The organism is Niabella pedocola (assembly GCF_021044425.1).
Lineage (GTDB): Bacteria > Bacteroidota > Bacteroidia > Chitinophagales > Chitinophagaceae > Niabella > Niabella pedocola.
Genome location: NZ_JAJNEC010000005.1, coordinates 437,321 through 451,274, shown reverse-complemented (window position 1 = coordinate 451,274; position 13,954 = coordinate 437,321). Strand labels below are relative to the sequence as shown.

Below are 13,954 nucleotides of genomic sequence, written 5' to 3'. Positions count from 1 at the left end.
GTAAAAGTGAATGCCATTATGGCTCCGTGATAGCTGGAATTGAATATCCGGAACCAATATCGAATATCAAACGGTATCCAACCTGGAGCCTTAAACCTTAAACAAAACTCATCCAATCGCCGCCTTCCTTTCGCGGATAAAGGTATCAAACTGCTCCAGGGTAAAACTGCTCAGGTTGTAGGCTGGCGTCAGTCCTCCTTTCTGTGCGGCAATCACCCCATACCGGATATCATCAAACCCGTCAATGGTATGTGCATCGGGGTTAATAGACAACAGGGCGCCCTTATCCATCGCGTAGGCAACCCAGCTCCAGTCCAGGTCGAGCCGGTGCGGGTTCGCGTTGATCTCAATGACTACATGATTTGCTACACAAGCGTCGATGATCTTTTTATGATCAATAGGGTAGCCATTACGGCTTAGCAGCAGGCGTCCGGTAAGATGGCCCAGGATGGTAGTGTAAGGGTTCTCTATGGCCCGCATCAGCCGTTCCATGGCTTTTGTTTCGTTCATATACAGGTTGCTGTGTACTGAGGCGATCACCAGGTCAAACGTTGCAAGGATCTCATTGCTGTAATCCAGGCTGCCATCACCAAGAATATCGCATTCAATACTCTTATAAATTTTGAAGGGCGCCAGTTTTTCATTCAGTGCATCAATAGCCTGCTGCTGCTGAACAATACGTTCTTCTGTAAGTCCGTTTGCATAAGCGGCCGATTTGGAATGGTCGGAGATGACCAGGTATTCCATTTTTTTATCGATCAGCGCCTTGGCCATTTCCTCTATTGTAAAAAGTCCGTCGGACCAGGTACTGTGATTGTGCACGATGCCCTTGATGTCGCTCACCTGTATCAATTGCGGCAGCTCATTCCTTTCAGCACGGTCGATAATGGAAACGGACTCGCGTAAACAGGCCGGGATATAGGGGAGTGTTGCTTTTTCGAAGATCTCGGATTCACTTTCAAAAGCGGTTGTATCAAAGTTGCCGGGGTAGAACCGCTGGAGGAAGGCCGCTGAAAATTCCGGAGCCGAGGAAGTGTTGAATAAAAACTGGGGGATCTGTTCCAATACCGAATAAACCCGTAGCCGGAGTCCGTTGTTTAATTTATAAAGGATACTGTTGGTTGTTTCTTCCAGCAGTTCCGGAGGATAGGCGGTTTGAAATTTTTGCTTAATGGTGTCTGGCTTTTCGGCGATAATAAATTCCAGTTCATGCAGGGTGGGCAGCTGCCGGTAATAGTTACCCGTATTCCACACCTTATCCGCTCCGAAGATCTTTTCGAGATAGTTTTGAATAGAAGGAAAGATCTCGTGGATCTGGGCATAAAGAAAATGTCCCTTATTTTGGGTATAAAATTGAATCGATTCTAATATTTTTACCTGGGTCTTTTCTCCAAAACCTTTATAACGGGTCAACCGGTTTTCAATGCAGGCATATTCCAGCTCTCCAACGGATACCAGACCCATTTCCTTCCAGATGATATGGATCTTCTTGGGGCCGATGCCTTTCAGCTCCAGCATTTCGATAATCCCCGGGGGCGTGTCAGTCAGCAGATCTTCCAGGGCCTTCATTTTTCCCGTGTCCATCAGCTCAATGATCTTTGCAGCCACTGAAGCGCCCAATCCCTTGATGCCCGCATAACTGCTGCGGTCCAATGCCGTTAGCTGTTCTTCCAGCCTTTCAATATGGAACGCGGCAATAGAGTAGGTTTTTGCCTTAAACGCATTTTCGCCATGGATGTCCATTAATTTGGCAAGCAATTCAAAATGATCGGCAATGGTACTGTTATTCATGACTGCAAAGTAGGAAAGGAGGGGCAATAAAAAAAGCCTTCCATTCGGAAGACTTTTGAATTTCTTTTAGAAAAGAGATTCTTATTTTTTCTTTGCTGCTGCCTTTTTAGGAGCTGCTTTTTTTGCTGCTGCTTTTTTAGGAGCTGCTTTTTTTGCTGCTGCTTTTTTAGGAGCTGCTTTTTTTGCTGCTGCTTTTTTAGGAGCTGCTTTCTTTACTGCTGCTTTTTTAGGAGCTGCTTTTTTTGCTGCTGCTTTCTTAGGAGCTGCTTTTTTTGCTGCTGCTTTTTTAACTGCCATTTTTTTTGAATTTAATGATTAGTAAATAATGGATTATCGGCGGTAAAATTATACAATTATTTAATGCCGCCAAATTTTTTTTCCACAATTTATTCAGTCACAGCAAAAAGCATCATTATGCCTGGGCTTCGCTTACAGAAACAAAGGTTCTGTTCTTTCTTCCTTTTCTGAATTCAACGATGCCATCAGACAACGCAAACAGGGTGAAATCTTTTCCAACGCCTACGTTTTTACCAGGATGGTAAACCGTGCCACGCTGACGAATGATAACATTACCGGCAATAGCAGGCTGACCTCCGAAGATTTTCACTCCAAGACGCTTGCTTTCTGAATCACGGCCGTTTTTAACGCTACCTTCTCCTTTCTTATGTGCCATTTTGTATAAGTTTAAAAGTTGATACTATTAAAAGGCTTACAGGATGATCATGCGTCAGCCCGTTTACCTTTCAATTTAAAGAACGCTTTTATTAAGCGATATTCGTTACTCTGATTTTTGTATATGCCGTACGGTGTCCTTTCTTTTTGTGAAAGCCCTTTCTTCTTTTGGTTTTGTAAGCGATCACTGTATCCCCTTTTACATGGTCTACAATTTCCGCGCTTACTTTTGTGGCAACATTACCGCCGACAGATAAGTTTCCGTCTACGTGCGCCAGTAAAACTTCCAGGTTCACAGCGTCACCGGAATTGCCCTCAATATGTGGCACAAACAGGGTTTGATCTTTTTCAACTTTAAATTGTTGACCAGCCACCTTAATAATTGCTATCATTGTCTAAAAATTAGGACGGCAAAGGTAAGGAGATTTTTTAATTTTGCAAACAGAACCTTTAAATATATCTTCTTATATATATCCCTTCTCCCATAACAAGCATTATATTTGTAGTTCCGCTACTCCGGTAGCATCGAAAAAATGAATTAATGCAATGAAATTCAAATCGTTCCTGGCCAAGCCCTTTGCATCGATTGTTTCCAAAAATATCAAAAAAGGAATGCAAACGGCGGTTGAAGATCAGGAAAATATTCTGAAATACCTGATTAAGACGGCGAGGGCCACCCAGTTTGGCAAAGAACATAAATTTTCGGAACTAAATGATTACAAACAGTTTAGACAGGCTGTTCCGGTCCGCAACTACGAGGAGCTGAAGTCGTATATAGAAGAAATAAAGGCAGGTAAACACAATGTGCTCTGGAAAGGGCAGCCACTTTATTTTGCCAAAACCTCGGGCACGGTAAGTGGTACCAAGTATATACCAATTTCCAAAGAATCGATCAATAACCACATCAATGGAGCACGGAATGCTTTATTGTGCTATATGGCCGAAACCGGCAATACGGCTTTTGCGGATGGAAAGCTTATTTTTTTAAGCGGCTCGCCGGTTCTGGAACGGGTGGGGGGCATTCCAACAGGCCGTTTAAGCGGTATTGTAAACCACCACGTACCCCGCTATCTCCGCAAGAACCAGCTTCCGGAATACGAAACCAATTGTATTGAAGACTGGGAAACCAAATTAGGAAAGATCGTAGACGAAACCATCCAGCAGGATATGACGTTGATCAGCGGTATTCCGCCGTGGATGCAGATGTATTTTGACGAGCTCATCCGCCGGTCGGGTAAACCGGTGGGAGAGTTGTTCCCGCATTTTTCAGTAATGGTTTATGGCGGCGTGAACTTTGAACCCTATCAGGCAAAATTATTTCAAAGCATCGGCCGGAAAGTGGATGGCATCGAAACCTTCCCCGCTTCTGAAGGCTTTTTTGCTTTCCAGGATACACAAACAGAACCAGGTCTGCTGCTCAATACCAACAGCGGCATCTTTTTTGAGTTTATTCCTGCTGAGGAAATCGGCAGGGAAAATCCCCGGCGCCTGTCGCTGGGAGAGGTGGAAACAGGTGTGAACTATGCGCTGATCATCAACAGCAATGCGGGGTTGTGGGGATACGATATCGGGGACATGGTGAAATTTGTGTCGGTGAACCCTTACCGGCTGGTGGTTACCGGACGTACCAAGCATTTTATCTCCGCTTTTGGGGAACATGTGATCGGAGAAGAAGTGGAATACAGCTTGTTGCGGGCTGCCAAAGAACAGAATATACACATTACGGAGTTTACAGTAGCTCCGTATGTGAGTGCGGATGCCGGCAAATCGTATCATCAGTGGTTTGTTGAATTTGAACATGACCCCGAAGACCTGCGCGATTTTTCGCAAAAGGTAGACCGGTATCTCCGGGAGAAGAATTCGTATTATGATGATCTTATATCAGGAAATATCCTGCAGCAGCTGGTCATTACGCCTGTAAAGAAAAACGGGTTTATCGATTATATGCGCTCCATCGGAAAACTGGGTGGCCAGAATAAAGTGCCCCGGTTGAGCAACGACCGGAAGATCGCCGAAGGCCTGGCACAATGGCTGAGGAATTAAGCATTTTTTTATTCCTGAAACAGCCCCTATCTTAGCCGCGATTAAGAAAAGAACACTACAAAAGTAATGGGAGACGAACGTATGATAAAACGAATCGCCATTTTTGGCTCAACCGGTTCTATCGGAAAGCAGGCTTTGGATGTCATAGAAAAGAACCCGGATCAGTTTTCTGTAGAAGTATTAACGGCGTTTTCAAATGATCAGTTGCTGATTGAACAGGCACTGATGTATAACCCGAATATTGTTGTCATCGGCGATGAAAACAAATACGGTTCTGTAAAAGATGCATTGGCTAAAACCGATATCAAGGTCTTTGCCGGTGAAGATGCGCTGGAAGAAGTGGCGGGTATGGATGTATACGACCTGATGTTGGCCGCCATTGTGGGTTTTGCCGGTTTTAAGCCGACCATTAAAGCCATTGAGAACGGCAAGGCCATTGCCCTGGCTAATAAAGAAACCCTGGTAGTGGCGGGGGATATCGTAATGCAAATGGCGGTGGATAACCGCGTGCCTATTATCCCGGTAGATTCGGAACACTCGGCTATCTTCCAATGCCTGATCGGGGAAACCCGCAATAAGATCGAAAAAGTATACCTTACTGCTTCCGGCGGACCATTTATCGGACGGAAGCCCAACTACCTCGTTAACGTTAAAAGAGAACATGCCCTGCAACACCCCAACTGGGAAATGGGCGCCAAGATCTCCATCGACTCTGCCACCCTGATGAATAAAGGACTGGAAATGATCGAGGCAAAATGGCTTTTTAACCTGAAGCCCGATCAGATCGATGTACTCATTCATCCTCAAAGCGCCATTCATAGTATGGTGCAGTTTGAGGACGGCAGCATTAAAGCGCAGATTGGCCTTCCGGATATGCGGCTGCCCATTCAGTATGCCATGGGGTTCCCATCGCGGATCCTGAATGATCATCCGCGGTTTGATTTTAAACGCATGAACACGTTTACGTTTGAAGAACCCGATCTGAAAACATTCCGCAACCTGGCCCTGGCCATAGAAGCGCTGGAAACCGGTGGAAACCTGCCCTGTATCATGAACGCTGCAAATGAGATTGCGGTGTACGCATTCTTAAAAAACCGGATCGGGTTTCTTGAAATGACCGATGTGATCGAAAAGGTGATGGCACAGGTAACACATGTACAAAAGCCAACACTGTCCGATTATTTCGAAAGCGATGCCGAAGCCCGCACCCTGGCGGCCGACATCATCCGGTTATAAGCAATTGTTAATTGTAGCCACGCACCGGGTATTTTGGAATGGATACGGGATATTTGAGGCCCAGAATTAGTATATAGTGTCCAGACGTTAGAAATTTAGTATTTAGAGCTTCGAATTTAGAATTTGGGGCTTGGGATTTGAAACTCAGGGCTTAAAATTTAGAATTTGATATTTAGCATTTAGGGTTTTATCATCCTATCTTTGCCATCTTAATAAATGATATATCTTAATAATACATGGTTTTATTAGCATTTAACTGGTCGGCCTTCGGAGCCAATGTAGGTCAGTTTATATTGTCATTCTCCATCCTGATTGCTTTACACGAGTTTGGACACTTTATTACGGCCAAATGGTTTGGCTGCCGCGTTGAAAAATTTTACCTGTTCTTTAATCCCTGGTTCTCCCTCTGGAAAAAGAAAATAGGAGAAACCGAATATGGTATCGGCTGGGTACCCCTGGGGGGCTATGTAAAGATCAGCGGTATGATCGATGAAAGCATGGACAAAGAGGCCATGAAACAACCCGCCCAGCCCTGGGAGTTTCGCTCAAAGCCGGCCTGGCAGCGCCTGATCATTATGCTGGCAGGGGTGATCATCAACTTTGTACTGGCCCTCATCATCTTTGCCATGATCCTTTTTGTATGGGGAGAGGAGAAACTGCCGGTGGCCAATATGAAATATGGTATTACTGCAGATTCAATGGCGCTGAAAGTAGGGCTGCGCGATGGAGATGTTATTACCAAAGTGAACAATCAGGAACTGAAATATTTCGACGAGCTTCCCAAACGGCTGCTGCTGAATGAAAAAAATGCGCTCAGTGTAACAAGAAACGGCAAGGATACGGTGATCAATTTTCCTCCCGGATTTTTGAAAGAACTGAGCCGGAACCAGCTTAAGAATTTTGTTTCGGTGCGGTTTCCGAATGTGGTAGACAGTGTGGATGGGTCCATTGCTAAATTTACTTCCGGCCAGCTGCTGAAAGGCGACCGGATCATCGGCCTGAACGGAACGCCGGCGTTATACTACAGTGATTTTGCAAAGCAGGCAAAAAACTACAAGAGCCAGGCCGTGACCCTTACGGTGCTTCGTAATAATACAGATACGGTACAGGTGGGCGCTAAACTCAGTGATGCCGGAAAAGTGGGATACAGCACCCAGTCTCCGTTAAAGTTTATTACGTTTGAGAAAAAGGAGTACGGCTTCCTGGAGTCCATCCCTGCCGGAGTTAGATATGGCGTAAACCGGCTGCTGGAATATATTGAAGGTATCAAACTGCTGTTCACTTCAAAGGAACATGCCGTAAGTGATAACCTGGGCAGTGTCATCAGCATTGGCAAAACATTTGGCGGATCCTGGGACTGGGAACGGTTCTGGACCATGACCGGCTTGTTTTCCATCATCCTGGCCTTTATGAATGTGCTGCCGATACCGGCGCTTGATGGCGGTCATGCCCTGTTTACCCTGTATGAAATGATCACGGGGCGTAAACCGGGCGACAAGTTTATGGAGTATGCGCAGATGGTAGGAATGGTACTGTTGCTGGGACTGATGGCCTATGCACTGGGACTTGATATTTTCCGGCTTTTTAAATAGAAGCCGCATCCTTCCTGGAGGATCATAATCCTGCAATATATGCGATCAAACCTGGGAAAAGCGATGGCCCATTGCATGGCCGTATTCCTCTTTGCCTGTAATACGGCGGAGCAGGAGGCAGCGCCGGCAGCCAACAACCAGGATACCGCCGTTGCAATGCCATCATCCCCCCGGTTATCGCAACAGGTACCGGATACCAACACTGCATCCTATCGTTTTTTAAAGGCATTGGTAATGGGTGAGGCGCCGGATGGAACATACAAGGAGCGCAACCTGGATAGCCTGCCGTTTTATATTGCATTAGAGGAAGAGGGAATGCCTTATACCGTTTATTATTCCATCGTTGCAAACGAAGACCTGAACGGGGACCGGATCCCGGATTATATCATCCGAAGGGAATCGGAAGGAATGCTGGGCGGAAGCGCACAAACCAACAGCCAGCTGGATTATTACATTATGAAAGACAGCCTGCAGTATGCGCAACTGCATTCCATATTGACGTACGCACCATTTTCTTATAACATCATTTCAGATTACCGGTTTGATAAAGGTGTATTAACCGTTTCATTGTCAAAAAATTTCAGGGCCTACCCGGATGCCAATGAAACGCCATCCCGCGATTTCAGTTTTGTATACCAGGATAGCAATCTTTATGAAACAAGCTATCTCAGCAACTGCACGCTTGGGAAACAGAAGGATAAACGGATTTTCAATGCGGGACCGGTAACCGTGATACGGAAACGCAGCATCGACGAGCATAATTTTACCGAAACACTGGAAGAGAAAAGGCGTGCGGGAGATACCAGTATCATCGCAGGTTTATCGGGTTGCGATAATACCCGTCTCGATTTTGAAGTGGGCATTACCCATAGCAATACAGATACCGGCAGTGTTGCCGCAAAAAAAGAATTATTACTGGAAATATTGCAATCCCTTGAAAGTAGTACCAGCTTTAGAAAGGAACTTACACAGCTGGCGCAATATTATCGGGCACACGGCTACCAGGATGCGGGGGTAACGGTAGATAACCGGCTTTCGGGTTCGGTTTGGATCCGGAAGCAGGCCGATGGAGTGCTGATGATCCGCATTGGCATGCTTATTACCGAAAATGAAAAGCAGGGCGATAACTGGGAGGTGCTGAACCGGGTGAAATAACTGGCTGAGAATACCACAGATGAACAGCTTCTGTTCTATTGCAATCGGGTGTTATGTATGATAGCGTCATATCAGCCCGTTACCCAATTTCACCAATAGCAGCTATGATAAGGCGGAATCTGCGAATTTCAGTGCAGATGTTTCACATGATCGGTCAGAAGGGATCTGTATATAATAAAAAAGAGACCCAAGTTATTTGTTTTCAAAAACTTGGGTCTCTTGTGGAGGCGAGGGGAGTCGAACCCCTGTCCAAACATATCCTCCAAAGGCCTTCTACATGCTTATTCCTTATATTAATTGTCGGCGCAACACCGGGAAAGGACAAACCAATGGAACGCTTAGCTGTATGGGTCTTTTGCTGCAGGCACAGCCTATTGCAGCAGCATCCTGTTTTTGTTTGTTGAGTCGGCGGCGGAGCATGGTAACAGAACAACCTGCTCAACGCGGCCCTAATGACTACTTAATCACTGATTAGGCAGCCATGGCATACTGAGTATTGCCATTTAAAGTTTGAGTATTCAGATTTACGGGCTAATTACACAACGCCCGGCATGCTTATACCTTCAAAGATCTACGCTGTCAAAACCAAACGCCCCCTGGCGATTGTTCATTCAAAAATCAGCATACAAAGATACGGATTAATTAATAGATTTATAGCATTCAAATGTGTTTGCTGTAGAACGGTGTTTTTTCTTTTTATAGCATCTGCCGCCTACCTGATTTTTTTCAATACTTTTTCTACCCGCTTCCGCTTGCTTTCTTTTTCAAAATCGTTAAGCCGTGCGGTAAGTGTTTGGGTAATGGCTGTTTTATTGCTTTCATTAATAATGGGCAATGCATTTTCGGCATACATCGGCAATTGATTGGCAGGGCAGTGCCGCAATTGTTCGTTTAACAGAGTAAAAGCATCCGCCGCATACTGCCTGTTCGCACACAATCGGATCAGGATGGCTACAAAATGGTCCCGCGTAATAACAGATCCCGCCTCAGCCGCGGCGGCCATTGCCGGAAGCGCGTGGAAGGCGGCATCAAAATTTTCTGCAGCAATGTAATTCAGAGCAGTCATGGCACCCCATTGCAGCCGGTTGTTCTTGCTGCCCAGGAGGCTGATAAAATCATTAAAATAGGCTGCAATTAAAGCGGGCTTCAGGTTGGCAGTCTCATACAGGGTTTTGATGCAATCGTGCTGAAGGTCTTTGCTTTTGTTAGACAGATTGGCCACAAGTTCCTGGATGGCTTTTTTATTATTGATTTTTGCAATCTGTGCGGCCAGTTCCAGGTTGGGCGTTTCATCTTTGCGGCCCAGGGATGTAGCCAGTTGTGCGATAATGCTCATTGTGTTGTTTTTGGGTTTTATCAGGTGCCGTTGTATACCTTAGCAGGATACGATCAGCCGCTGTAAGGTAGTAAGAAGTGTGGACTCGGGCTAACTATTTTTTAAAATGGCAGGCCGGTGTGCCGGTGCGCGTCATTTATTATCTTAGCGCTCTTACGATCGATATTGAAACAGACCAGGGATGCAGCATACACTTACAGACGAACGACAGGAGCAGCCGCGTGATACTGCGGTAGGTGCGGTTTTGGAGCACACCGGCCGGCAAAATATTTTCTTTGACCTGGATGGTACCCTTACCGATTCCGGAACCGGGATCATCAATTCCGTGTTATATGCGCTGGAGAAAATGGCAATAGAGGAACCATATCCCGGTGAACTGTCCGGCTTCATCGGGCCGCCGCTGCATCATACGTTCAGTACCCGTTATGGGCTGACAAACGAGGATACGGACAGGGCCGTAGGTTTTTACCGGGAATATTTCAGCGAAATAGGATGGGCCGAAAACCAGGTTTATCCCGGTATCAACACGATGCTGGAGCAACTGGGAAGCAGGCACCGCCTGTTTGTGGTTACTTCAAAACCGGAGGTATTTGCCCGGAGGATCCTGACGCATTTTAACCTGGATCCTTTTTTTGAACGGATTACGGGTAGCCGGCTGGATCATACCATGACGGATAAAACGGAATTGATCCGGTATACACTGGAAGTACAGGGGCTGCATGCGGAGAAAACAACGATGGTGGGCGACCGGAAATACGATATCATCGGCGCACGGAACAATAAAGTAAGAGCCGTAGGGGTGCTTTACGGGTACGGTACCGAAGCCGAATTGCTGGAGCATAGGGCAGATCATTTGCTAAAGACGGTAGAAGACCTCGGCCGGTTCCTGCTTAACGAATAATTGATATTGATTTTTTGACGGATGGATTTGCCGGTAAGCAGATCTTACCTATCTTGCCCCAATGAAACGAATTCTTTGTTTTGCCTTCTGCTGCTTTTTTGTAGAACTGGTTGCAGCTCAGTCGTCCTTTCAGTTTGCACAGATCTCCGATCTGCATATTGGCTCCAATAACGCCGATGAAGATCTACGGAGAACTGTAAAAGATATCAATGCGAATCCGGACATCCGGTTTGTGATCGCTTCCGGCGATATCACCGAATTTGGAGCAGACGCGGAAATAAAGCTTGCAAAGCAAATACTGGATTCGCTGAACAAGCCCTGGTATATCGTTCCGGGTAATCATGACGATAACTGGTCCGAGAGCGGCACCAATACTTTTAACCGCATCTTTGGCAATGAAGTATTTGCCTTCAGTTATGGGGGCATTCATTTTTTGGGCGCCAACTGCGGTCCCAATATGAAAATGAGTCCGGGCCAGGTGCCTTACGGGAATATCGTATGGTTAGATTCTGTACTGGCTACCATTCCGGCAAGGGAACCGATTATATTTGTGGATCATTATCCCCTGGACTCTTCATTAAATAACTGGTATGAGATCGCAGACCGCTTAAAGAAACACAATATTCAATTGTACATGTGCGGGCACGGGCATCAGAACCACAAGTATGATTTTGAAGGCATCCCAGGTATCATGGGGCGTTCGAACCTCCGGGCAAAAGACAGCATCGGCGGGTACAATATCATTACCATTGAAAACGGAACTGCCACTTACCGCGAGCGGAAACCGGGCCTGGAAACAAAAAAAGCATGGGCAACCGTAGCATTAAAAGATCATCACCTGGATACGGATACCCGGCGTTGGCCCCGGCCGTCCTATGCCGTGAACGAGCGTTACCCGCAGGTAAAAGAAATCTGGCGTTACCAGGATTCTTCGGATATCGGCAATGGGTTTGTATTGTATAAGAACCGGATCATCACCCCCGACAGTCGCGGACGGGTGCTGGCCATTGATCCCGGTGCAAACCGGGTGGTATGGCGGTTTGTAACAGGTGGAAAGATCTATGCAGCACCTGCTATTGAAAAAAACAGTGTGGTGATCCCTTCAACGGATGGCACCGTTTATTGTTTAAATGCAGACAACGGCTCCTTACGTTGGTCTGCGGCCACAGGGAAATCGATCGTTGCCACACCGGTTATAAAGAACGGAACCGTTTTTGTGGGCTCTTCCGAAGGAGCGTTCAGGGCATTCCGGTTGTCAGATGGAAAAGCCATATGGGAATATGATGCAGTAAAAAACTTTGTAAAAGCAGTACCACTTTATACCGAAGGCAAGCTGATCTTTGGCAGCTGGGGAAATGAGTTGTATGCCCTCAATAGTAAAACCGGGAAAGCGGAATGGGTTTTTCATGATGGATACGGCAACCGCATGCTCTCGCCGGCATCCTGTTTGCCGGTTGCCGCTTTTGGCCGCATTTTTATAGTAGCGCCAGACCGGTATATGACGGTATTGGATGCCGCCAGCGGTAAGCTGATCTGGAAACACCGCTGGAGTGAGCACTGGGTGCGCGAGTCGATGGGGCTTTCGGCCGATAAAAAACTGGTATTTGCCAAAACCATGCAGGGGCACCTGGTGGGTATCGACACAAGATCCGATAGCGCGGTTGTAGCCTGGAAAACCGATAATGTGTTTAACTATGAATTGAATCCCTCAACGATTACCGAACGGAAGGGACGTGTATATGCTTTCAGTGATAAAGGCGTAATTGCCGCTTTTGACCGTAAAACCGGTGCTACTTTATGGATGCATAAAGTAGCCAATTGCCTGGTACACGATCTTCAGTTTATAAACGACCGTAAAATAGCGGTAACCACCATGGACGGGAAAGTGGTGATTCTTCAAGTCAGCAATTAATGGAGCACCCGGCCTACCATATCATTCATTCCGGTGACGGCTCGGATAGCGTGGGAATCCATGGAACAACGATCAGTTTTCATTCAACCCGGGGTGCTTTCACAGAGTCGATGCAGGTGTTTATTGAAAACGGACTGAAACATTATATCGAACGGCACCGGCCGGTGCAGCTCAACATCCTTGAGATTGGTTTTGGTACCGGCCTCAATGCCCTGCTGACAGCGCAGGTGTTAAGCGGGCAGGAGCTTCCTGCCCGCTACACGGGTATAGACCGGTATCCACTTCCGGAGGAGATTTTCGACCGGCTCAATTATGATGCATTTACCCGGGCTACCGGTTTATATAAGCCATTGATGAAGGCGCCCTGGAACCGGGAAGTGCAGCTTTCCGGAGGGTTACTACTGCAAAAGATCGAGGCTGATCTGGTTGCATACCAGCCGGAAGGGGTGTACGATATCTGTTATTTTGATGCGTTTGCCCCGGATGATCAACCCGAACTGTGGACACCCGGCGTTTTCCGGAAAATACGAAGTCATATGAGTGAGGGCGGAGTGTTGGTGACCTATTGCTCCAAATCCATGGTACGCAAAACACTCATAGAGTCGGGTTTTGCAGTGGAAAAACTCAAAGGGCCGCCCGGTAAACGGGAAGTAGTGCGGGCTACCGCCGTATCAGGATCTTCTGGATACTAGTGGCTTACCGCGGATTTTCCGGATCATTTTTTTGATGATCCAGACAAAGAACAGGATGAACAATACCGCCATGATAACGGGCATCAGGAAGCTTAGTACAGATCCGCCCACGGCAGCAGCATTCTCACCGGTGGCCACCACATTGTTGCCCATACCCGCTGTTGTTTTACTGCTTAAAAGGCGCAATAACCCGGTTCCGGAAGCGATGAGCCCTGCGCCGCCACCGCCTGCAATGATACCAATGATCCATTTCATCCAGTCGTTATCAACCGGGATCACTGAGGTGGCCAGTAAGGTGCCTGCAACGGCAGCCAGCGGGGTTGCAATGGTATCCAGGATATTATCGATAAACGGAATATAATAGCCGGCAATTTCGAAAGCGGTGGCAATGCCTAATGCGATCAATGCCGGGGTGGAAGAGAGCCAGAGAAAGCTTTCAGAGAAGTGAAAGAGGTTAAACCGTCCGGCTATGCCCGCTATCAGCATGGGTACAAACACCCTGAAACCGCAGCAGGCGGCCAATGCAATACCAAGGGCAGCAGCCGAGAAGGTTTGTATGTCCCAGTTCATATAGTAATTTACAAAATTCTGCCCATATGGCGAATTTTTCGGAAACAGCCTGCA

At 46.8% G+C, this 13,954-nt stretch carries 13 protein-coding genes and 1 other RNA gene; 7 read left to right on the top strand and 7 right to left on the bottom strand.

Going from position 1 to position 13,954, the window contains the following annotated elements:
* Window positions 1-108 precede the first annotated feature (108 nt).
* The 4 genes from LQ567_RS09620 to rplU all read right to left on the bottom strand — a co-directional run bounded on the left by LQ567_RS09620 (window position 109) and on the right by rplU (window position 2,855).
* Complete coding sequence (locus tag LQ567_RS09620; RefSeq protein ID WP_231004289.1) at window positions 109-1,791, bottom strand: helix-hairpin-helix domain-containing protein; 1,683 nt, start codon at window positions 1,789-1,791, stop codon at window positions 109-111.
* 81 nt (window positions 1,792-1,872) lie between these two features.
* Complete coding sequence (locus LQ567_RS09615; protein WP_231004288.1) at window positions 1,873-2,088, bottom strand: hypothetical protein; 216 nt, start codon at window positions 2,086-2,088, stop codon at window positions 1,873-1,875.
* Window positions 2,089-2,203: 115 nt separating this feature from the next.
* A complete protein-coding gene (rpmA, locus tag LQ567_RS09610) occupies window positions 2,204-2,464 on the bottom strand; it encodes a 50S ribosomal protein L27 (RefSeq protein ID WP_018630198.1) in 261 nt (86 codons plus the stop codon).
* 91 nt (window positions 2,465-2,555) lie between these two features.
* Window positions 2,556-2,855: a 50S ribosomal protein L21 gene (gene rplU / locus LQ567_RS09605; RefSeq protein WP_231004287.1), complete on the bottom strand. Its 300-nt coding sequence runs from the start codon at window positions 2,853-2,855 to the stop codon at window positions 2,556-2,558.
* 154 nt (window positions 2,856-3,009) lie between these two features.
* Here rplU and LQ567_RS09600 point away from each other — a divergent pair, with 154 nt between their 5' ends.
* The 4 genes from LQ567_RS09600 to LQ567_RS09585 all read left to right on the top strand — a co-directional run bounded on the left by LQ567_RS09600 (window position 3,010) and on the right by LQ567_RS09585 (window position 8,489).
* The gene (locus tag LQ567_RS09600) at window positions 3,010-4,506 is read left to right on the top strand and encodes a GH3 family domain-containing protein (protein WP_231004286.1); all 1,497 of its coding nucleotides are present in this window, start codon (window positions 3,010-3,012) and stop codon (window positions 4,504-4,506) included.
* 81 nt (window positions 4,507-4,587) lie between these two features.
* Entirely contained in the window at window positions 4,588-5,742 is a 1,155-nt protein-coding gene (locus LQ567_RS09595) for a 1-deoxy-D-xylulose-5-phosphate reductoisomerase (protein WP_394800358.1), read from the top strand.
* Window positions 5,743-5,978: 236 nt separating this feature from the next.
* Window positions 5,979-7,334: an RIP metalloprotease RseP gene (gene rseP, locus LQ567_RS09590; RefSeq protein WP_231004284.1), complete on the top strand. Its 1,356-nt coding sequence runs from the start codon at window positions 5,979-5,981 to the stop codon at window positions 7,332-7,334.
* Between the two features lie 39 nt (window positions 7,335-7,373).
* The gene (locus LQ567_RS09585; RefSeq protein ID WP_231004283.1) at window positions 7,374-8,489 is read left to right on the top strand and encodes a hypothetical protein; all 1,116 of its coding nucleotides are present in this window, start codon (window positions 7,374-7,376) and stop codon (window positions 8,487-8,489) included.
* 219 nt (window positions 8,490-8,708) lie between these two features.
* Here the strand turns inward: LQ567_RS09585 and ssrA are convergent.
* Window positions 8,709-9,086: a transfer-messenger RNA gene (ssrA, locus tag LQ567_RS09580) on the bottom strand.
* Window positions 9,087-9,201: 115 nt separating this feature from the next.
* Window positions 9,202-9,825 carry a hypothetical protein gene (locus LQ567_RS09575; protein ID WP_231004282.1) on the bottom strand — a complete coding sequence of 208 codons (624 nt, stop codon included), beginning with the start codon at window positions 9,823-9,825 and terminating at the stop codon, window positions 9,202-9,204.
* A gap of 181 nt (window positions 9,826-10,006) precedes the next feature.
* Between LQ567_RS09575 and LQ567_RS09570 the strand changes: the two genes are divergently transcribed.
* The 3 genes from LQ567_RS09570 (at window position 10,007) to mnmD (ending at window position 13,330) form a co-directional block, all read left to right on the top strand.
* Entirely contained in the window at window positions 10,007-10,726 is a 720-nt protein-coding gene (locus tag LQ567_RS09570) for an HAD family hydrolase (RefSeq protein WP_231004281.1), read from the top strand.
* A 61-nt stretch (window positions 10,727-10,787) separates the two neighbouring features.
* Window positions 10,788-12,638 carry an outer membrane protein assembly factor BamB family protein gene (locus LQ567_RS09565; protein ID WP_231004280.1) on the top strand — a complete coding sequence of 617 codons (1,851 nt, stop codon included), beginning with the start codon at window positions 10,788-10,790 and terminating at the stop codon, window positions 12,636-12,638.
* Window positions 12,638-13,330 carry a tRNA (5-methylaminomethyl-2-thiouridine)(34)-methyltransferase MnmD gene (gene mnmD, locus LQ567_RS09560; RefSeq protein ID WP_231004279.1) on the top strand — a complete coding sequence of 231 codons (693 nt, stop codon included), beginning with the start codon at window positions 12,638-12,640 and terminating at the stop codon, window positions 13,328-13,330. Before LQ567_RS09565 ends, mnmD begins: the two co-directional genes overlap by 1 nt.
* Here mnmD and LQ567_RS09555 read toward each other — a convergent pair.
* Window positions 13,310-13,900, bottom strand: a complete 591-nt coding sequence (locus LQ567_RS09555; RefSeq protein WP_231004278.1) for a DUF4126 domain-containing protein — start codon at window positions 13,898-13,900, stop codon at window positions 13,310-13,312. The two genes, mnmD and LQ567_RS09555, sit on opposite strands and share 21 nt — an antisense overlap.
* Window positions 13,901-13,954: the final 54 nt, after the last annotated feature.